Below are 19,465 nucleotides of genomic sequence, written 5' to 3'. Positions count from 1 at the left end.
GTTTGCTATTTATAGTCAGTTGTTGGCTTCTTGTTGGGAGTGGATTTTTGCTAGTTATTAAACGGTAGGATGCAGAGGGTTCTTGTGAATTAAAAGTGTTACATTAGGGTGGTGTTCTTGCTTGTAGTAAGATTCGACTAGTGAGCAGAAGTTAGATAGGAGAAGAAAAATTACTGATTAAAGGGTTAACCTGCCTTGATTTGTATATTTATTCATTTACATAAAAAGTAATAAATGTAATTAATAATTATAGAATAAGTAGTATAAAAATGTATTTATGTCCTAAAATATGCGTTTTTATGCAAAAAAATAAGAGGATTATCCTTTTTTAGGAAATTCTCTTTTGGATGTAGGTAGTACAAAAAAGTACAGTGAATAATCAGTGGGGAATTCCCACTGATTATAGTTGATTTTTTGTTGTGTATGAATTAGAAAATATTATTTTGATGGTGAACCCTTAATGAATTTCCATAAGTCGTGGAATACATGAGCTTTGTGTAATGTATTAAGTAGTACTAATATGACTGGACCGATGATTAATCCTAAAAAACCAAAGAGCTTAAAGCCGACAAATAGAGCGATGAGTGTCGCTAATGGATCGAGTCCAATATTAGATGAAAGTACTTTTGGCTCCATGATTTGTCTTTGGACAATCACGACGATGTATAGGATGAGAAGACCGATGGCGAATGCAGTATCGCCTGTGAAAAATACGTATATAACCCAAGGAACGAAGACGGCTCCAGTTCCTAAATACGGGAGTAGATCTACAACCCCTGTAATAATCGCGATAGTAATTGCGTATGGCACGCGTAATATTAAAAGGCCGATTAGTACAATGATAGTTGTCATAGATACGAGTGTAAGTTGCGCTTTAACAAAACCGAATAAAGCTTTTCTTAAATCGACAAAAATAGTTTTTCCGTATCCATGCACACGATTGGGTAGAAGTTTTCTTACTTTATGAGCAAGACGGTGCCAATCGTAACTAATGAAGAAGGTGGCTAATAAGACGAATACAAGGACAGTTAAAGTTGTTGGTAATGCACTAATGAAATTTGTTAATCCACTTATAATGGCGGTTAAAAGTTCTTTCATTTGTGTCGTTGCTTCGGTGCCTAAGTTTTGAATGTTTTGTGTAATAGTGTATCGTTGTGGTTCACCGAGATGATTAAATTTAGAGATTAAATCATCATAGAGAGGCATAATATGATTAAGTGCAAATTCTTGGGCGAATGCAACGATATCTGGAAACTTCACTGTAACAATTTGTAGTAAGTATGTTGTGGCAGATATTGCTTCAGTTACAAGGTATGTAACAAGTCCAACGATAGCCCCGAATACGAGAATTAAGCTAACGAGTACCGATAACGCACGAGGAAATTGTAGTTTTTGATTAAGGAAATTGACGACAGGATTAATTAAATAAGCGAATGCAAAAGCAATAATAAAAGGGTAAATAAGGCCTGACATGTAAAGTAAGGCATAGAACCCAGCTACCGTTGCTACAATGACGAATATGAGTCGTAATATCATATATAGTAAGTTTCGGTTCAAAGATGTATACCTCCCATTCCGATTTGGATTATCCTAATTCGTTCAACTTATAACTAGTGATGAGATTCACTGATCAAAGTTTCACTTTATCCCGCTATTGGCGGGCAGTAAAACTCCCACCCAAAAATTCGGCTGGAGCAAAGAAGTTAGGTGGGAGATAAACTGCCCGTAAACGCCCGATTGCTGAGGGCTAATAATCAGTGGGAGATGAACAAAGCCCCCCACTGATCAAAGTTTCACTTTATGTTATAGTGGAATGATGGATTTAGCCTGCTTTTGCAGCGGATTAATGACTACAGAAGCTTGTTGGTGATGCTTCTACTATATGGTAAAAACTTCATTTTCTCTCCTTTTTATTTTACCTGTTTCTTATTATAAAAGAAAGGAGAGACATCCGCTTTTAAATGTATACGCGTGCTTTATTTTTTCTGGTCAAAGTCTTGTTTGTAATTTTGAAATGTATATGAAAATCAATTTGTTTCTTTATTATAATTGACGAATATACATCGATATAGCATGTATAACGATAGGTTTAAAGGTATTTTAGTTTGGAAACAAGTTCATTATTTTCAGAAAGGAAGTGGAATCATGATTAGTCAGTCAACGTTATTTTTATTCATACTACTTATTATAGGACTAATTGCTAAAAACCAATCGCTTACTGTAGCTGTTGGAGTGTTATTTTTATTGAAGTTTACGTTTTTAGGCGATAAAGTCTTTCCTTATTTACAAACGAAAGGAATTAACCTCGGTGTGACGGTTATTACAATTGCGGTGCTCGTCCCAATTGCGACGGGAGAAATTGGGTTTAAACAACTTGGAGAAGCGGCGAAATCATACTATGCATGGATTGCTTTAGCTTCAGGAGTAGCGGTTGCTTTATTGGCGAAAGGTGGGGTGCAATTATTAACGACTGATCCTCATATTACAACCGCACTTGTTTTTGGGACAATTATAGCTGTAGCTTTATTTAATGGAGTCGCTGTAGGTCCATTAATTGGGGCTGGAATTGCCTATGCAGTTATGAGTATTATACAAATGTTTAAATAAGAAATTTTATAGTAATATAAAATTTTTGAATTCTTTCTGTTCACAAAAGTCAGATAATTGTTTATAATAGGATTAGAAACTTTGAAAAGTTACATAACAGCAGAGACTTTACACCAGATAAAATAAAACCAACATAAAACAATTTTATAATGATATTGTTTTATGTTGGTTTTATCATAAACTCTTCGGAATTCATTTTCCTCACTAGCTTGTTGTTCTGAGCGTGAGGATTCGGGGAGACATTCACGCTCATGCTTTCCATGTAAGTAATGGACAATAAGAGGGGAACATCGCAATAAATTTGCATGAACGTGCATTTTGCTTGCCTAAAGAGTGAACGAGCGTTCATAATTTATAAGGGGAGCAAATAGATATAAGGAGCAAGGTTGGGAGAATTTTCAGGAAAAGGAGAGAATGTCATGACTGTTATTCGAGGTTTAGAAGGGGTAGTAGCAACAACATCATCTGTGAGCTCTATTATTGATGATACATTAACTTATGTTGGGTATAATATTGATGATTTAGCTGAGAATGCTACGTTCGAAGAAGTAGTGTACTTATTATGGCACCGCAAGCTTCCTAACGAAAAAGAACTAGCGGAATTTAGTGGCACTGTATCTGAATACTATAAAGTACCAGGTGAGATTTTAACATATTTAAAACAAGTAGATTTAAAAATCGCGCACCCGATGTCGGTTTTACGAACTGCGATTTCCATGCTATCATTATATGATGAGAGCGCTGAAATAATGGATGGAAAGTCTAATTATTTGAAAGCGGTTAAATTACAGGCTCAAGTCGGAACTTTAATTGCGGCTTATGCAAGAATTCGCAAAGGTTTAGATGTTGTTGAGCCAAGAAAAGATTTATCATTAGCTGCAAACTTCTTGTACATGTTAAATGATCGTGAGCCAAATGAAGTTGAGATTGAGGCTTTTGATAAGGCACTTGTACTTCATGCAGATCATGAGTTAAACGCTTCTACATTTACTGCACGTGTTTGCGTAGCTACACTTTCAGATGTGTATTCTGGTATTACAGCAGCAATCGGTGCATTAAAAGGTCCTCTTCACGGCGGGGCGAATGAAAATGTAATGAAGATGTTAACTGAAATTGGCGAAGAAGAAAATGTAGAATCATATATTCATAATGCTCTTCAAAATAAAGTAAAAATCATGGGCTTTGGCCACCGCGTATATGAGCATGGTGATCCACGCGCGAAACACTTACGCGAAATGTCTAAGAGATTATGCGTGCTTTTAGGAGAAGACAAATGGTATAATATGTCTATCAAAATTGAAGACATTGTAACAAAAGAAAAAGGTCTTCCACCAAATGTTGATTTCTATTCAGCTTCTGTATACCATTGTTTAGGAGTCGACCATGACTTATTTACACCTATCTTTGCGATTAGCCGTATGTCAGGCTGGTTAGCTCATATTCTAGAACAATATGAAAACAACCGTTTAATCCGTCCGCGTGCTGATTATGATGGACCTACGCATCAAGTGTATGTTCCGATTGCGCAACGATAAGTGAAAAACACTATTTTGATAGTGAAAATACGCTTTCAAAAGTCTGATTTTTTTGGAAAGATATAATGATTAGAATATTTTAATTTGACTAACGGTTTGAACTGGGGGGTTACTCCCTCAGTTTCATACATATGAAATTTCAAACATGGGGGTTATCACATTGACGACAGGTGAAAAAATTACTGTAACTAATGGTGTTATGAATGTACCAAACAATCCGATTATTCCATTTATCGAAGGAGATGGAATTGGTCCTGATATTTGGGCTGCAGCATCTCGCGTAATAGAAGCAGCAGTTGAGAAAGCATATGATGGTGAGAAGAAAATCGTTTGGAAAGAAGTGCTTGCAGGGGAAAAAGCATTCAACCAAACAGGCGAGTGGTTACCAGAAGAGACTTTAAATTTAATTCGTGAATATTTAATCGCAATTAAAGGTCCACTTACAACTCCAGTTGGCGGTGGTATTCGTTCACTAAACGTTGCGCTTCGTCAAGAATTAGATTTATATGTATGTCTACGTCCAGTTCGTTACTTTGAAGGTGTTCCTTCACCTGTAAAACGTCCGGAAGATACTGATATGGTTATTTTCCGTGAAAATACAGAAGACATTTACGCTGGTATTGAATATGCACAAGGTTCTCCAGAAGCGGAAAAAGTTCTTGCATTCTTAAAAGAAGCAATGGGCGTTAATAAAATTCGTTTCCCGGAAACATCAGGGATTGGTATTAAACCAATTTCAGAGGAAGGGACAAAGCGTCTTGTTCGCGCTGCAATTCAATATGCAATTAACGAAAAACGCTCTTCTGTTACACTAGTTCATAAAGGAAACATTATGAAGTTTACAGAAGGTGCTTTCAAAAACTGGGGTTACGAAGTAGCGGAACAAGAATTTGGCGACAAAGTATTTACTTGGGCTGAATATGATCGTATCGTTGAAAAAGATGGTAAAGATGCAGCGAATAAGGCGATGGCAGAAGCAGAATCTGCTGGAAAAATCATCGTAAAAGATTCTATTGCAGACATCTTCTTACAACAAATTTTAACTCGTCCACGTGAGTTCGATGTTGTTGCAACAATGAACTTAAATGGAGACTACATCTCGGATGCACTTGCTGCACAAGTAGGTGGAATTGGTATTGCACCTGGTGCAAATATTAACTATGTGACTGGACATGCTATCTTTGAAGCTACACACGGTACAGCTCCAAAATATGCAGGTTTAGATAAAGTAAATCCATCTTCTGTTCTTCTTTCTGGTGTATTATTATTAGAGCACTTAGGATGGAACGAAGCTGCGAATTTAGTAACTGCTTCAGTTGAGAAAACAATTGAATCAAAAGTAGTAACTTATGATTTCGCACGCTTAATGGAAGGTGCAACAGAAGTGAAATGTTCTGAGTTTGCTAATGAACTTATTAAAAACATGGATGTAGCGATAATCAAAAACGCATAATTAAAGCGGGGGGTAAATTATGACAATCAAACGCAAGAAAGTTTCAGTCATCGGTGCAGGATTTACAGGAGCAACAACAGCATTCTTATTAGCACAAAAAGAACTTGCAGATGTTGTATTAGTGGACATTCCACAGCTGGAAAATCCAACAAAAGGGAAAGCGTTAGATATGTTAGAAGCGAGCCCAGTACAAGGTTTTGATGCTAACATTATTGGTACATCTGATTACGCAGATACTGCTGATTCTGACGTTGTCGTTATTACAGCAGGTATTGCGCGTAAGCCTGGTATGAGCCGTGATGACTTAGTAGCAACAAACTCTAAAATTATGAAAAGTATTACGCGCGACATTGCAAAACATTCACCAAATGCGATTATTGTTGTATTAACAAATCCAGTTGACGCAATGACATATTCTGTATTTAAAGAAGCAGGATTCCCGAAAGAGCGTGTTATCGGTCAATCGGGCGTATTGGATACAGCTCGTTTCCGTACATTCATTTCACAAGAATTAAACCTTTCTGTGAAAGACATTACAGGATTTGTTCTTGGTGGACATGGTGACGATATGGTACCTCTTGTACGCTATTCCTATGCAGGTGGCATTCCGTTAGAAACATTAATTCCAAAAGAGCGTTTAGAAGCAATCGTAGAACGTACACGTAAAGGTGGCGGTGAGATTGTAGGCTTATTAGGAAACGGTAGTGCATATTATGCGCCAGCAGCTTCTTTGGTTGAAATGACAGAAGCAATCTTGAAAGATCAACGCCGTGTATTACCTGCTATTGCATACCTTGAAGGTGAGTATGGTTATAGTGACCTTTACTTAGGGGTACCAGTAATTCTAGGTGGTAACGGAATTGAAAAAATTATTGAATTAGAACTTCTTGAAGATGAAAAAGAAGCGTTAGATCGCTCTGTAGAATCTGTACGTAACGTTATGAAAGTTCTTGTTTAATAATTAAATATAAGTGGAAAAAGATTCGGGGCCCCGAATCTTTTTCTACTATTTACTAAATTGTTTTTTTGAAATAATATGAAAACGCTATCATTCGGTGTATCCTATAATGAAACTATAGACCTATACTATACATTGCCCTCATCATAGTAATTTTCAGATAAGGTATCGCTTTTAGTAGGATAATAAGGTGAAAAAATCGGAGGGGGTTGTAACATGTTAAAGAAAAAAGTTCAAATTGGTCGTAGAATGGATGAAATTACAGTAGGAGAGAAATTATCTATCACTGAAAAAATTGAGGATAAAGATTTGTTATTGTATTTAGGGTTAACGAATGATGCCAATCCATTATATATTCAGCATGATTACGCATCCCAAACTCCGTATGAAAAGCCGATTGTACCAAGTATTATGCTAACGGGGCTGATTACAACGGCGGTTACGAAATATTTACCAGGTCCAGGTAGTCATATTACTAGGAAGGACCTTACGTTCGTGAAACATGTTCACCATTATGAAACGTTACAAATCCACTTTGAAGTTGTGGCTGTTTCAGAGGAGGAACATACAATTGATATGCTTGTATTTGCTCATGATGAAAAAGGAGAAACTGTTGTAAAAGGTTCATTAACAGTAACACCACCTTTTAAATCTGTTTCCATTATGGAAAAAGCGTTAGATAATTTTTAAAAAATGAAAGTTAGAATGATATAAAAATAGCGCTAGTCATATTCTTATTAAGGGTATGCTAGCGCTATTTTTTGTTTGGAAAGGGTGATATAACTGTGAAATGGGAAAGGGAAGACATTATTTTTGAAACGATAAGAGAAGCTGAAGTGTGGGCCGATTCAATCGCGAATGAAATGTACGGGAGAGTATTTGATGGATATGAAACACCAGATTATAAAATAGCGTATGCTCTTTCGTTTTTCCTAGCGCAAAATCGAGATTTTATAGTTCATACGGAAGTGAGCTTTAAAAAAGAGAGAGCAATCTATAAAGTTTGGCAAAATCCTGTGTAGCTGAAGGGGAGTCATAATTGCTTCTATTTTCTCAATTTTACACAAACGAGCTCCATGAATAGACAATTATATTGAGGGAGACCTTGTTTTCTAGTATGATGAGAATAACGGGGAAAATACTAGGATGAAGAAGGTTTCAAGTCTATAACTTGGAGGAAAAGAATGAACAATCGTATTTTAGTAGTTGATGATGAGGAATTTATCTTAACTTTAATTGAATTTAATTTACAACAAGCTGGGTTTGAAGTTATTACAGCAATGGATGGAGAAATGGCGCTTCAAAAAGCGACTACAGAACGCCCAGATTTAATTATATTAGATTTAATGCTTCCAAAAATGGATGGTATGGAAGTTTGTAAAGAATTACGATTGCAGCGTGTTATGACGCCGATTTTAATGCTAACAGCAAAAGATGATGAATTTGATAAGGTGCTAGGTCTTGAGCTTGGGGCTGACGATTATATGACGAAGCCGTTTAGCCCAAGGGAAGTTGTTGCTCGTGTGAAGGCGATTTTGCGTCGTACGAAATTACAGCAGGAAGAACAAGTTTCAGAATCGCCAGATGAAGAGAGCATCAAAATTGCAGAGCTTAAAATTTTACCGGAGTTTTATGAAGCGTACTTCCAAGGAAGGAAACTGGAATTAACACCGAAAGAATTTGAGTTACTTGTTTATCTTGCGAAAAATAAAAGTCGTGTATTAACTCGTGACCAATTATTGAGTGCTGTATGGAATTATGATTTTGCCGGTGATACAAGAATTGTTGATGTCCATATTAGCCATTTGCGCGATAAAATTGAACAAAATACGAAAAAACCGACGTACATTAAAACGATACGTGGTTTAGGTTATAAATTAGAGGAGCCAAAAGGGGATGAATAAATTTCGTTCCAGGCTTCTTTTTACATTTGTCTCTCTTATCGTTTTTATTTTAGTTGGACTAGGTGTATTATTAGAAACTGTATTTGAAAACTACTATATAGATCATGCTAAAGAGAGAATGGTAAAAGAGACACAGTATGTTGCGGTATTAGCAGAAGAACAAGGGTTTGATGCTGTTTTAAAAAAGCCTTACATATTTGAAAAGTTAGAAGAAAAAATACCAGCTTCTATTATATTTGTTGATGAAAAAAAGAAAGTACAATACAGCGGAGGGCAACCATCTGCATTTAGTCAAGAGATGATTAAAGAACTTTCTTCCGAAACAGCGAAACAAAGAAATAAAGTCATTACGAAAGAAACGGATCAGAATAATGAATTTTATCATGCGGTGTTCGTTCAAGATGTAGCAGGGAAACAAGGGTACATTTTGGTGAAAAGTACAATTGAACCTTTGAAAGACGTTCATCAAAAAACGTGGGGATTATTAATTATCGGATTTGTCATCGCGTGTCTTGTAGTTGTATTCTTAGGTATGAAAATTACAGGGCAATATATTAGGCCGATTGAATCAGTTACGAAAGTTGCGATTGAATTAGCAAAGGGTAATTATAAAGCACGCGCTTATGAAAGTCATTCGGATGAAACAGGAATGCTGAGTAAAGCGATTAATATTTTAGCTCGTAATTTACAAGAGATGACACTTGAACAAGAAATGCAACAAGATCGTCTGCATACGTTAATTGAAAATATGGGAAGCGGAATGATTTTAATTGATAGCCGCGGTTATATAAACCTTGTAAACCGTTCATATAAGGAGACTTTCCACGTAACAGATGAAGAATATTTAGATCGTTTATATTATGAATCGTTTCATCATACAGAAATTATAGAGCTTGTGGAAGAAATTTTTATGACAGAAGTAAAAGTTCGTAAACAAATGTTATTGCCGCTTGGAATTGAGCGAAAGCATTTCGAAGTATATGGAGCACCGATTATTGGGACGAACCATGAATGGAAAGGGATTGTCCTTGTATTCCATGACATTACTGAGCTAAAGAAATTAGAACAAATGAGAAAAGACTTTTTAGCGAATGTTTCTCATGAACTAAAGACACCGATTACTTCTATTAAAGGTTTTTCAGAAACGCTCTTGGATGGAGCGATGGATAATAAAAAATTCTGCGAACATTTCTTACACATTATTTTAAAAGAAAGTGAACGCATGCAAGGCTTAATTGAAGATTTATTAGATTTATCAAAGATTGAGCAACAAGGGTTTAAATTGAGTATGGGGACCGTTGATATGAAGGGACTTCTTGAAGACATTCATATGGTGCTTGATAATAAAGCGGGTGAAAAAGAAATCTCTTTACAAGTGAATGTATTGAAACGAGTTTCCGTTATTGGAGATCCGAGCCGCTTAAAACAAATCTTTATTAATTTAATTAATAATGCAATCGTATATACGCCGGCTGGAGGCGTTGTTTCAGTTGAATTAGTAGAGGATAAATATAATGCGTATATAAAGGTGTCGGATACTGGAATTGGTATTAGTAAAGAAGAAATCCCGCGTATATTTGAACGTTTTTATCGAGTTGATAAAGCGAGAAGTAGAAATACGGGTGGAACGGGTCTTGGTTTATCAATTGTAAAGCATTTAGTTGAAGCACATCAAGGTACGATTACGGTGGATAGTGAGGTTGGAGAAGGAACAACATTTACAGTTGTTTTACCAAAATCAGCTACTGAAAAATAGGATGAAGGATATTTACAATATATTAACATTGGCTTAATTAAATATTAATAAAGCTCTGTTAATATAATAGATGAAAACCCCTTCATCCAAGGAGTAATTTTGGACGAGAGTAGTTATGCTATTCTCGTCACTTCCCTTTATGTCAATGTAAGTCTGTTTATATATGATAGAAAAAAACCGTTATTTTTCTTCTCTCTATTAGTCATGTTAATATAGAGAGAGGATAGGAACGGTTTTTTTTCTGTGGAAAAATTGTTTCAAATTTGTATGGGAGGTTTGTAGCTTGGAAAAAAAAGTCGTATTAGTAGATGGTAATAATATCGCGTATCGTGCTTTCTTTGCACTACCGCTTTTAAATAACGACAAAGGTATACATACGAACGCAATTTATGGTTTTACGATGATGTTAATGAGAATATTAGAGGAAGAAAAACCGACGCATATGCTTGTGGCGTTTGATGCGGGGAAAACAACATTCCGTCATAAAACGTATAGTGATTATAAGGGAGGGCGTCAAAAGACTCCACCTGAGTTATCAGAGCAATTCCCGTTTATTCGTGAGATGCTTGATGCATTCAATGTACCGCGTTATGAGCTGGAAAATTATGAAGCGGATGACATTATGGGGACGTTAGCGAAAGAAGCGAGTGAGCAAGGGTTTCATGTTAAAGTTATTTCAGGAGATAAAGATTTACTGCAACTTGTTTCAGATAATACACTTGTATGTATTCCTCGCAAAGGGATTACGGAAGTAGATGAATATACGAAAGAAGCTTTATTTGAGAAATATAGCTTATCACCAAAGCAAATTATCGATATGAAAGGTTTAATGGGAGACCAATCGGATAACATTCCAGGTGTACCAGGTGTTGGTGAGAAGACAGCCATTAAATTATTAACGCAATTTGAAACGGTAGAAGCAGTATATGAAAACTTAGATCAAGTGAGTGGAAAGAAATTAAAAGAAAAGTTAGAAGCGAATAAAGAACAAGCTCTTATGAGTAAAGAACTTGCGACTATTATTACAGATGCACCGATTACTGTGCATGTAGATGATATGGCATATAAAGGGTATGAACCAAGCGATTTGATTCCGATGTTCGAGAATTTAGGATTTACATCCCTTTTAAATAAATTAGGTGTTACGCCGGAGGAAACGGCTCCAGCTGAATTAGATGATATTACATTTGATATTGTAGAAGAAGTTACAGAAGAAATGCTTCAGCAAGATAGTGCGCTTATTGTTGAAGTGCAAGAAGATAACTATCATAAAGCCGATATTCAAGGTTTTGGTATTCAAAATGAAAATGGCTGTTACTTCATTCCGGCCGATGTTGCCCTTAAATCAGATGCTTTTAAAGAGTGGCTTGCAAATGGAGAAATGAGAAAACATACATTTGATGCGAAGCGTGCTATCGTTGCTCTCAAGTGGAATGGTGTAGATATTCAAGGGATTGACTTTGATTTATTAATTGCCGCCTATTTACTTGATCCAGCTGATACCGATAAAGATTTCCGTGCTGTTGCGAAAATGAAAGAAACACATGCGGTAAAATCTGACGAAGAAGTTTACGGGAAAGGTGCGAAGCGTGCTGTTCCGGAGCAAGAGGTAGTAGCTGAGCATGTAGCTCGTAAAGTGCATGTATTATATGATGTGAAGCAAACATTCGAGGAAGAATTAGAAAAGAATGAGCAATATGAACTATTTACAGAGTTAGAATTACCTCTTGCTCGTGTATTAGCTGACATGGAAGTGAAAGGTGTTACAGTTGATACGGAGCGTCTTCGTAATATGGGAGAAGAGCTTGCGGGTAGATTAAAGGAGATGGAACAAGAGATTTATGAGCTTGCAGAAACGGAATTTAATATTAATTCACCGAAGCAGCTTGGGGTTATTCTGTTTGAAAACTTAAATTTACCTGTTATTAAAAAGACGAAAACAGGTTATTCTACGTCTGCTGATGTACTAGATAAGCTTATGGATCATCATGCAATCATTCCGAAGATTTTACACTACCGTCAATTAGGGAAACTAAACTCTACATATATTGAAGGGTTATTAAAAGTTGTACATGACGATTCATCTAAAATTCACACTCGCTTTAACCAAGTGTTAACGCAAACGGGACGACTAAGTTCAACGGAACCAAACTTGCAAAATATCCCGATTCGCTTAGAAGAGGGAAGGAAGATTCGTCAGGCGTTTATTCCTTCAGAAGAAGGATGGATTATGTACGCAGCCGATTATTCACAAATTGAACTTCGTGTGCTTGCTCACATTGCAAAAGATAAAGGTTTAGTTGAAGCGTTCCAACATGACATGGATATTCATACGAAAACAGCTATGGATGTATTCGGTGTTGGAAAAGATGAAGTGACATCTAATATGAGACGACAAGCAAAAGCTGTAAACTTCGGCATTGTATACGGTATTAGTGATTACGGTCTTTCACAAAACTTAGGAATCACGAGAAAAGCGGCAGGGGAATTTATTGAAAGGTATTTAGAAAGCTTCCCTGGAGTACAAGAATATATGGCTGACATTGTAAAAGATGCGAAGCAAAAAGGGTATGTTTCAACGTTATTAAATCGCCGTCGTTACATTCCAGAAATTACGAGCCGTAATTTTAATTTGCGTAGCTTTGCTGAGCGTACCGCAATGAATACACCAATTCAAGGTAGTGCGGCTGATATTATTAAAAAGGCTATGATTATTATGGCGGATCGTTTAGAAGAAGAGGGATTAGAAGCGCGTCTTCTTCTGCAAGTACACGATGAATTGATATTTGAAGCGCCAAAAGAAGAATTGGAAAAACTAGAGAAGCTTGTACCTGAAGTAATGGAGCATGCAATTGAACTAGCAGTTCCGTTAAAAGTTGATTATTCTTACGGTCCAACTTGGTACGACGCGAAATAAGGAAGTGATAAAATGCCGGAATTACCAGAGGTTGAAAATGTTAGACGTACACTTGAAAATCTAGTAACGGGAAAAGTGATTGAAGATGTAATTGTCACCTATCCAAAAATAGTGAAACGACCGGACGATGCAGAAATCTTTAAAGATATGCTAAGAGGCGAGATGATCGAGAATATAAAGCGGAGAGGTAAGTTTTTGCTTTTATATGTAACGAATTATGTAATTGTTTCACATTTGCGTATGGAAGGTAAGTTTTTACTTCATCAAGAGGATGAGCTGATTGATAAACATACACACGTGCGTTTCTTATTTACAGATGGAACTGAATTGCATTATAAAGATGTGAGAAAGTTTGGTACGATGCATCTCTTTAAGAAAGGTGAAGAGTTTGCTCAAATGCCTCTTGCTGATTTAGGACCAGAGCCATTTGATGCTGAATTGACACCGCAGTACTTACAAGAAAGATTGCAAAAGACAAATCGCAAAATAAAAGTCGTATTATTAGATCAGCGTCTTTTAGTAGGGCTTGGAAATATATATGTAGATGAAGTATTATTCCGTTCGCAAATTCATCCAGAACGAGAAGCTGCATCTTTAACAGAAGAAGAAGTAGAAAGAATTTACGAGGCGATTGTTACAACGCTGGGCGAAGCGGTTAAGCGTGGCGGAAGTACAATTAGAACGTATATTAATTCGCAAGGACAAATTGGTTCGTTCCAGGAACTTCTAAATGTATATGGAAAAAAAGGAGAACCGTGTGTGACTTGTGGTACGATATTAGAAAAAACAGTTGTTGGCGGCCGGGGAACACATTACTGCCCAATTTGCCAACCTAGAATATAGAAAAGGGATAACATCGGATAGGCATTTGTCATATACATAGAGCAGAGCTATGTATAAGGGAGGAGCTTACCGATGTACCTTTATTTATCTCTTATTTTATTAGCTTTTACATTAAGCTTAGATAGCTGTAGTGTAGGGCTAACATACGGATTAAGGAGTGTAAGAATTCCACTAAAATCAATTATAATTATCGGGACCTGTTCAGCAGCTGTCATGCTCGTTTCCATGGGAATTGGACATATGATCGCGAAAATATTTTCACCTGTTATCGCAACGCGTATCGGTGGGGTTGTTCTTATTGGAATAGGTATTTGGGTATTATATCAATTTTTTCGAAGTGATAAAAAAGAAGAACCGAAGCAAGAAGAGAAGGTTTGGAAACTAGAAATTGCCTCGCTAGGGTTAGTGATTCAAATTTTGCGGAAGCCGACTGTTGCGGATTTTGATAAATCAGGAACGATCTCTGCAGGAGAAGCACTACTTCTCGGTATCGCTCTTTCTGTGGATTCGTTTGGTGCTGGAATTGGTGCATCTTTATTAGGTTATGCACCTGCGATGATGGCGATATTAGTCGCGGTTATGAGTTCTTTATTTTTATTTATTGGAATGAAGCTTGGTACGGTTTTATCGAATATGAAATGGTTACAAAAATTTACATTCCTGCCTGGGGTATTACTCATTATTATTGGAATTTGGAAAATGTAAGTATGGGCGTGGAACATTAGTTTCGCGCCTTTTATTATGAGGAGGATTATTATGACAGTAGTAATTGGATTAACAGGAGGCATTGCAAGCGGAAAAAGTACGGTATCAGAAATGTTTCGTGAAATGAGTATACCGGTTATTGATGCAGATATTATTGCGCGAGAAGTTGTAGAACGAGGAAAACCAGCATATAACAAAATTGTAGAGGTGTTCGGAACGGAAGTGTTACAAAAAGATGGAGAGCTTGATCGACCGAAGCTTGGGAGTGTCGTTTTTTATAATGAAGAAAAACGATTGCAGTTAAACAAAATCGTTCACCCTGCAGTGCGTGAGGAAATGAATGCGCAAAAGACGATGTACATAAAAGAAGGTATGCAAGCGGTTGTGTTAGATATCCCTCTTTTGTTTGAAAGTAAATTAACAAATCTTGTTGATCGTGTTTTAGTTGTAGCGGTTACACCGCATACGCAATTAGAACGTTTAATGAAACGGAATAATTTTTCAGAAGAAGAAGCAACGGCGCGTATACAATCTCAAATGTCACTAGAAGAAAAAGTAACGAGGGCGGATAAAGTAATTTATAATGATGGTACAATTGTTGAAACGAAAACACAATTAACGGCTATTTTGAAAGAATGGAACATTATTGATTAAAAAATTGTGAAATTAATGAAAATGCTTAGTGACATATCTCCTTTTTGTGTTATACTATTATTGGGATTGGAGATAAATAGTATAACGCATTCAAGGGGGATAACATATTATGACTCGTGTGGCAATTAATGGATTTGGACGTATTGGGAGAATGGTGTTTCGTCAAGCAATAAAAGAAAGCGCATTCGAAATTGTAGCAATCAACGCAAGCTATCCGTCCGAAACGTTAGCACATTTAATTAAATATGATACAGTACATGGTAAGTTTGACGGAACAGTGGAAGCATTTGAAGATCACTTATTAGTAGATGGGAAAATGATTCGCCTTTTAAACAACCGTGATCCAAAGGAATTGCCTTGGAAAGATCTAGGTGTTGAAGTTGTAATTGAAGCAACTGGTAAATTTAACGCGAAAGAAAAAGCAATTCTTCATGTTGAAGCTGGAGCGAAAAAAGTTATTTTAACAGCGCCTGGTAAAAATGAAGATGTAACAATTGTAGTTGGTGTGAACGAAGACCAATTAGATATTACAAAACATACCGTTATTTCAAATGCATCTTGTACAACAAACTGTTTAGCGCCTGTTGTAAAGGTGTTAGATGAGCAGTTCGGAATTGAAAACGGTTTAATGACAACTGTTCACGCTTATACAAATGACCAAAAAAATATTGATAACCCACATAAAGATTTAAGAAGAGCGCGTGCTTGCGGACAGTCTATCATTCCGACAACGACGGGTGCTGCGAAAGCGCTTGCAAAAGTTCTTCCACACTTAAACGGAAAACTTCATGGTATGGCACTTCGTGTACCAACACCAAACGTGTCTCTTGTTGATTTAGTAGTAGACGTAAAACGTGATGTAACAGTTGAAGATATTAATGAAGCATTCAAAACTGTTGCAAACGGTGCGTTAAAAGGAATTGTAGAATTCAGCGAAGAGCCTTTAGTGTCTATCGACTTTAATACAAATACACACTCAGCTATTATTGATGGTTTATCTACAATGGTAATGGGTGAGCGTAAAGTGAAAGTACTTGCTTGGTATGATAACGAGTGGGGCTACTCTCGTCGTGTTGTAGATCTTGTAACGTTAGTTGTAGATGAATTAGCAAAACAAGAAAATGTACAACATATTTAAGTGAAATAGAGGGAGGGCAATTGAATATTTGCCCTCTTTTTTTATTTTTTTCTGAAAAGGGAAAAAATTATAGGAGTATATTTTCAAATAGTGGACAGACCAAAAAACGTTGTGATTACTGTATTTGTGAATCATTTATTTTTTTAAGGGAAAAGTAAAGAGGAAATTATGACAGAAAATCGAAAAAACTGGTGTTGCAAAATGAAAATAAACAAAGTATACTAACACTCGTAAACTTAAGAGCTGAGGTACGTAGTCACTACTTAAAGGGTTAGGACCTCTCTGGACTAACTTTCCCCCGTGGTAGTGGAGCAAGCCAAATTGCAAATTAGTTTTCAATTCGAACAGTTAGAATAAATTTACAAGGGGGAACTGTAGAATGGATACTATGGATACGATGGGTCGTCACGTGATCGCTGAACTTTGGGATTGCGATTTCGACAAGCTTAATGACATGCCGTATATTGAACAATTATTTGTGGATGCAGCACTAAGAGCTGGTGCTGAAGTACGTGAGGTTGCTTTTCATAAATTTGCACCACAAGGTGTAAGTGGAGTAGTAATTATCTCGGAATCACATTTAACAATTCATAGCTTCCCGGAGCACGGTTACGCAAGTATTGATGTTTATACTTGTGGGGATCGTATTGATCCAAATGTTGCTGCAGAATATATTGCAGAAGGTTTAAACGCGAAAACGCGTGAGAGCATCGAGCTTCCTCGAGGCACTGGTAGCTTCGAAATTAAGCAGAGAGAAACAAAAGCTCTTTAAAAAAGAACATAATTGATTTAAAATGTAAAGAGGTGTATAATGCACCTCTTTTTTAGTTTATATAAAATGAGATCATGATATGTATGAACTTAGAGTGGTCAGTGTAGAAGAATGAGTTATATAATAATGTATATATATTTTCACATGTAGGCGAGTAGCGAAAAAATAAAGATTATATTGTAAAGGAGTGAATGAATTGCGTTGTCCATCCTGTTTTCATAATGGAACAAGAGTGTTAGATTCGCGTCCGGTAGACGAGGGGCGCTCTATTCGGAGAAGAAGAGAGTGTGAAAGTTGTTTAAGTCGCTTTACGACATTTGAAAGAGTGGAAGAATCACCTCTTATCGTTGTTAAAAAAGAAGGAACACGAGAAGAGTTTAATAAAGAGAAAATTTTACGCGGTTTAATTAAAGCGTGTGAAAAAAGACCTGTATCTTTAAGGCAGTTAGAGGAAGTAACACAAAGTGTGGAGCGTGAACTTCGTAACTTAGGTATATCAGAAGTGAAAAGTGATATGATTGGTGAAATTGTTATGGAGGAACTTCGTGATATTGATGATGTTGCTTACGTACGTTTTGCTTCTGTGTATCGTCAATTTAAAGATTTAAATGTATTTATTGAAGAATTAAAAGATATACTGCAAAAAGAGAGAGAGTAGAAGGAATCTCTTTATATACTGTAAGTAAACGAGATAAGAGAGCTAGAAGCGGAAGCTAATAGCTCTTTTTCGCTAATAAATTATATAATAAAGATAGAACGAGTGAAATATAGGTTAGATTGGATGAGAGAAAGGAAAAGCAAGAATGGAAAAACAGTCATGGATGGAGCTATTGCCGATTGATCGTTATAAAGTAAGTGCGAAAGGGTTGTTACATAATTACGACCGGAAAGTATTAACGATGTTGTATCAGCCGTTAATAGGTAGTAGAGCTTTTAGCTTATACATGACACTATGGGGAGAGTTAGAGCAAGATCGTGTGTTTGGAAAAGAGAATACACATCACTCCCTTATGGTGACTATGCAAATGCAACTTCCTGAAATATATGGGGAACGAGTAAAGTTAGAAGCGATTGGTCTTTTAAATGTATATATTAAGAAAGAAAAAGATATTCGAATGTTTATATATGAATTGCAACCACCTTTATCTCCGAAGCAGTTTTTTGATGATATTGTTTTAAGTATCTTTTTATATAATCGCTTGAGTCGGACAAAATACAATCAAGTAAAGCAATATTTCTTAGAAGAAGAATTCGATTTTGCTTCTTATGAAAATGTTACGCGCTCCTTCAACGATGTATTTGATTCGTTTAACCCAGGTCAGTTTGAACATGCGCAAGAAGAACTGCGTATCCCGAAAACGACAACTATGCCAAATAACGAGAATGGGGATGCCCCGAAAGTTTGGAATGATTTCTTTGATTTCTCTTTATTTGTAGACGGACTATCAGCGCTTGTTCCTAAAAAGGCGATTACAGATCAAGTGCGAGAATGTGTCATTACAATCGCTTATGTGTACGGTGTGGATGCGTTATCGATGCAAAATATCGTTCTTGGCGCAGTGACAGAGATACAAACTATTGATATCGAAAGGCTTCGGAAGGGAGCACGCGATTGGTATCAATTTGAAAATGGTCAAGCACTACCTGTATTAAGTGAAAGGGTGCAACCTCATGCTGCTCGTACAATGAAAGAGAAAGAGCCATCTACGCAAGAAGAGATGCTAATGAAGCAGTTAGAGGAAATCTCGCCAAAACAACTATTGAAAGAGATTTCAGGCGGTGCAGAGGCGACGAAAGCGGACTTGCAAATCGTTGAGGATGTAATGATAAACCAAAAATTAACGCCAGGGGTTGTGAATGTACTTATTTATTACGTTATGCTACGCTCAGATATGAAGCTTGCTAAAACGTATGTCGAGAAGATTGCTGGACATTGGGCGCGAAAAAAGGTCGGTACAGTAGGCGAAGCGATGGCGCTAGCGAAAGAAGAGAATCGTCAATATCAAGAGTGGGCTGAGACGAAGAAGAAAGGCCGAACAGCTAAGAGAACGGTGCGTAAAGAAATGGTGCCTGATTGGCTTAAAGAAGAACCGAAAGAACAAGCGGAAGAAACTGTGAAAAATGACATAAGTGTGGAAAAAAAGGCAAGTACGTTAGATGATGAACGAAAACGATTAGAAGAAGTATTGAAAAAATATAAGCGTGATTAATAGAAGAGAATGA

The 19,465-nt window shown here is 36.6% G+C and carries 17 protein-coding genes; 16 read left to right on the top strand and 1 reads right to left on the bottom strand.

Annotated features, from left to right (window positions below; all coding sequences use genetic code 11):
* Positions 1–438: 438 nt before the first annotated feature.
* Entirely contained in the window at positions 439–1,557 is a 1,119-nt protein-coding gene (gene ytvI / locus FT637_RS05030) for a sporulation integral membrane protein YtvI (RefSeq protein WP_193645352.1), read from the bottom strand.
* A gap of 588 nt (positions 1,558–2,145) precedes the next feature.
* Between ytvI and FT637_RS05025 the strand changes: the two genes are divergently transcribed.
* The 16 genes from FT637_RS05025 (at position 2,146) to FT637_RS04950 (ending at position 19,452) form a co-directional block, all read left to right on the top strand.
* On the top strand, positions 2,146–2,607 hold the full coding sequence (locus tag FT637_RS05025) for a DUF441 domain-containing protein (RefSeq protein ID WP_002112200.1): 462 nt from the start codon (positions 2,146–2,148) through the stop codon (positions 2,605–2,607).
* A 386-nt stretch (positions 2,608–2,993) separates the two neighbouring features.
* Positions 2,994–4,142 carry a citrate synthase gene (gene citZ, locus FT637_RS05020; RefSeq protein ID WP_002160260.1) on the top strand — a complete coding sequence of 383 codons (1,149 nt, stop codon included), beginning with the start codon at positions 2,994–2,996 and terminating at the stop codon, positions 4,140–4,142.
* Between the two features lie 160 nt (positions 4,143–4,302).
* Positions 4,303–5,595, top strand: a complete 1,293-nt coding sequence (gene icd, locus FT637_RS05015; RefSeq protein WP_002122975.1) for an NADP-dependent isocitrate dehydrogenase — start codon at positions 4,303–4,305, stop codon at positions 5,593–5,595.
* A 19-nt stretch (positions 5,596–5,614) separates the two neighbouring features.
* A complete protein-coding gene (mdh, locus tag FT637_RS05010; protein ID WP_070145081.1) occupies positions 5,615–6,553 on the top strand; it encodes a malate dehydrogenase in 939 nt (312 codons plus the stop codon).
* 216 nt (positions 6,554–6,769) lie between these two features.
* Positions 6,770–7,243 (top strand): MaoC/PaaZ C-terminal domain-containing protein, encoded by a 474-nt coding sequence (locus FT637_RS05005; protein WP_002015489.1) that lies wholly within the window; start codon positions 6,770–6,772, stop codon positions 7,241–7,243.
* A 95-nt stretch (positions 7,244–7,338) separates the two neighbouring features.
* A complete protein-coding gene (locus tag FT637_RS05000) occupies positions 7,339–7,575 on the top strand; it encodes a hypothetical protein (RefSeq protein WP_193645351.1) in 237 nt (78 codons plus the stop codon).
* 162 nt (positions 7,576–7,737) lie between these two features.
* On the top strand, positions 7,738–8,457 hold the full coding sequence (gene phoP / locus FT637_RS04995) for a two-component system response regulator PhoP (protein WP_193645350.1): 720 nt from the start codon (positions 7,738–7,740) through the stop codon (positions 8,455–8,457).
* A complete protein-coding gene (phoR, locus tag FT637_RS04990; protein WP_193645349.1) occupies positions 8,450–10,213 on the top strand; it encodes a sensory box histidine kinase PhoR in 1,764 nt (587 codons plus the stop codon). Before phoP ends, phoR begins: the two co-directional genes overlap by 8 nt.
* A 283-nt stretch (positions 10,214–10,496) precedes the next feature.
* Positions 10,497–13,130, top strand: coding sequence for a DNA polymerase I (polA, locus tag FT637_RS04985; protein ID WP_193645348.1), 2,634 nt, complete (start codon positions 10,497–10,499; stop codon positions 13,128–13,130).
* 12 nt (positions 13,131–13,142) lie between these two features.
* On the top strand, positions 13,143–13,973 hold the full coding sequence (gene mutM / locus FT637_RS04980; protein ID WP_193645347.1) for a DNA-formamidopyrimidine glycosylase: 831 nt from the start codon (positions 13,143–13,145) through the stop codon (positions 13,971–13,973).
* 72 nt (positions 13,974–14,045) lie between these two features.
* Positions 14,046–14,678 carry a sporulation membrane protein YtaF gene (gene ytaF / locus FT637_RS04975; protein ID WP_193645346.1) on the top strand — a complete coding sequence of 211 codons (633 nt, stop codon included), beginning with the start codon at positions 14,046–14,048 and terminating at the stop codon, positions 14,676–14,678.
* 51 nt (positions 14,679–14,729) lie between these two features.
* Positions 14,730–15,332 carry a dephospho-CoA kinase gene (gene coaE / locus FT637_RS04970; RefSeq protein WP_193645345.1) on the top strand — a complete coding sequence of 201 codons (603 nt, stop codon included), beginning with the start codon at positions 14,730–14,732 and terminating at the stop codon, positions 15,330–15,332.
* A gap of 109 nt (positions 15,333–15,441) precedes the next feature.
* Positions 15,442–16,470 carry a glyceraldehyde-3-phosphate dehydrogenase gene (locus FT637_RS04965; protein WP_193645344.1) on the top strand — a complete coding sequence of 343 codons (1,029 nt, stop codon included), beginning with the start codon at positions 15,442–15,444 and terminating at the stop codon, positions 16,468–16,470.
* 388 nt (positions 16,471–16,858) lie between these two features.
* Entirely contained in the window at positions 16,859–17,242 is a 384-nt protein-coding gene (gene speD / locus FT637_RS04960; RefSeq protein WP_002003660.1) for an adenosylmethionine decarboxylase, read from the top strand.
* Positions 17,243–17,438: 196 nt separating this feature from the next.
* Complete coding sequence (gene nrdR / locus FT637_RS04955) at positions 17,439–17,900, top strand: transcriptional regulator NrdR (protein WP_001203686.1); 462 nt, start codon at positions 17,439–17,441, stop codon at positions 17,898–17,900.
* Positions 17,901–18,045: 145 nt separating this feature from the next.
* On the top strand, positions 18,046–19,452 hold the full coding sequence (locus tag FT637_RS04950; RefSeq protein ID WP_193645343.1) for a replication initiation and membrane attachment family protein: 1,407 nt from the start codon (positions 18,046–18,048) through the stop codon (positions 19,450–19,452).
* Positions 19,453–19,465: the final 13 nt, after the last annotated feature.

The sequence above is a fragment of the Bacillus cereus genome (genome assembly GCF_015071065.1).
Lineage (GTDB): Bacteria > Bacillota > Bacilli > Bacillales > Bacillaceae_G > Bacillus_A > Bacillus_A cereus_BA.
The sequence above is the reverse complement of the archived record's forward strand: the minus strand, read 5'-3'. Positions and strand labels throughout refer to the sequence as shown.

Excerpts from the sequence above, each read along its gene's own strand:
- mdh (WP_070145081.1), top strand. The coding sequence starts at position 5,615 with ATGACAATCAAACGCAAGAAAGTTTCAGTCATCGGTGCAGGATTTACA.
- phoP (WP_193645350.1), top strand. The coding sequence starts at position 7,738 with ATGAACAATCGTATTTTAGTAGTTGATGATGAGGAATTTATCTTAACT.
- FT637_RS04950 (WP_193645343.1), top strand. The coding sequence starts at position 18,046 with ATGGAAAAACAGTCATGGATGGAGCTATTGCCGATTGATCGTTATAAA.
- ytaF (WP_193645346.1), top strand. The coding sequence starts at position 14,046 with ATGTACCTTTATTTATCTCTTATTTTATTAGCTTTTACATTAAGCTTA.
- speD (WP_002003660.1), top strand. The coding sequence starts at position 16,859 with ATGGATACGATGGGTCGTCACGTGATCGCTGAACTTTGGGATTGCGAT.
- mutM (WP_193645347.1), top strand. The coding sequence starts at position 13,143 with ATGCCGGAATTACCAGAGGTTGAAAATGTTAGACGTACACTTGAAAAT.
- coaE (WP_193645345.1), top strand. The coding sequence starts at position 14,730 with ATGACAGTAGTAATTGGATTAACAGGAGGCATTGCAAGCGGAAAAAGT.
- FT637_RS04965 (WP_193645344.1), top strand. The coding sequence starts at position 15,442 with ATGACTCGTGTGGCAATTAATGGATTTGGACGTATTGGGAGAATGGTG.
- phoR (WP_193645349.1), top strand. The coding sequence starts at position 8,450 with ATGAATAAATTTCGTTCCAGGCTTCTTTTTACATTTGTCTCTCTTATC.
- FT637_RS05025 (WP_002112200.1), top strand. The coding sequence starts at position 2,146 with ATGATTAGTCAGTCAACGTTATTTTTATTCATACTACTTATTATAGGA.
- FT637_RS05005 (WP_002015489.1), top strand. The coding sequence starts at position 6,770 with ATGTTAAAGAAAAAAGTTCAAATTGGTCGTAGAATGGATGAAATTACA.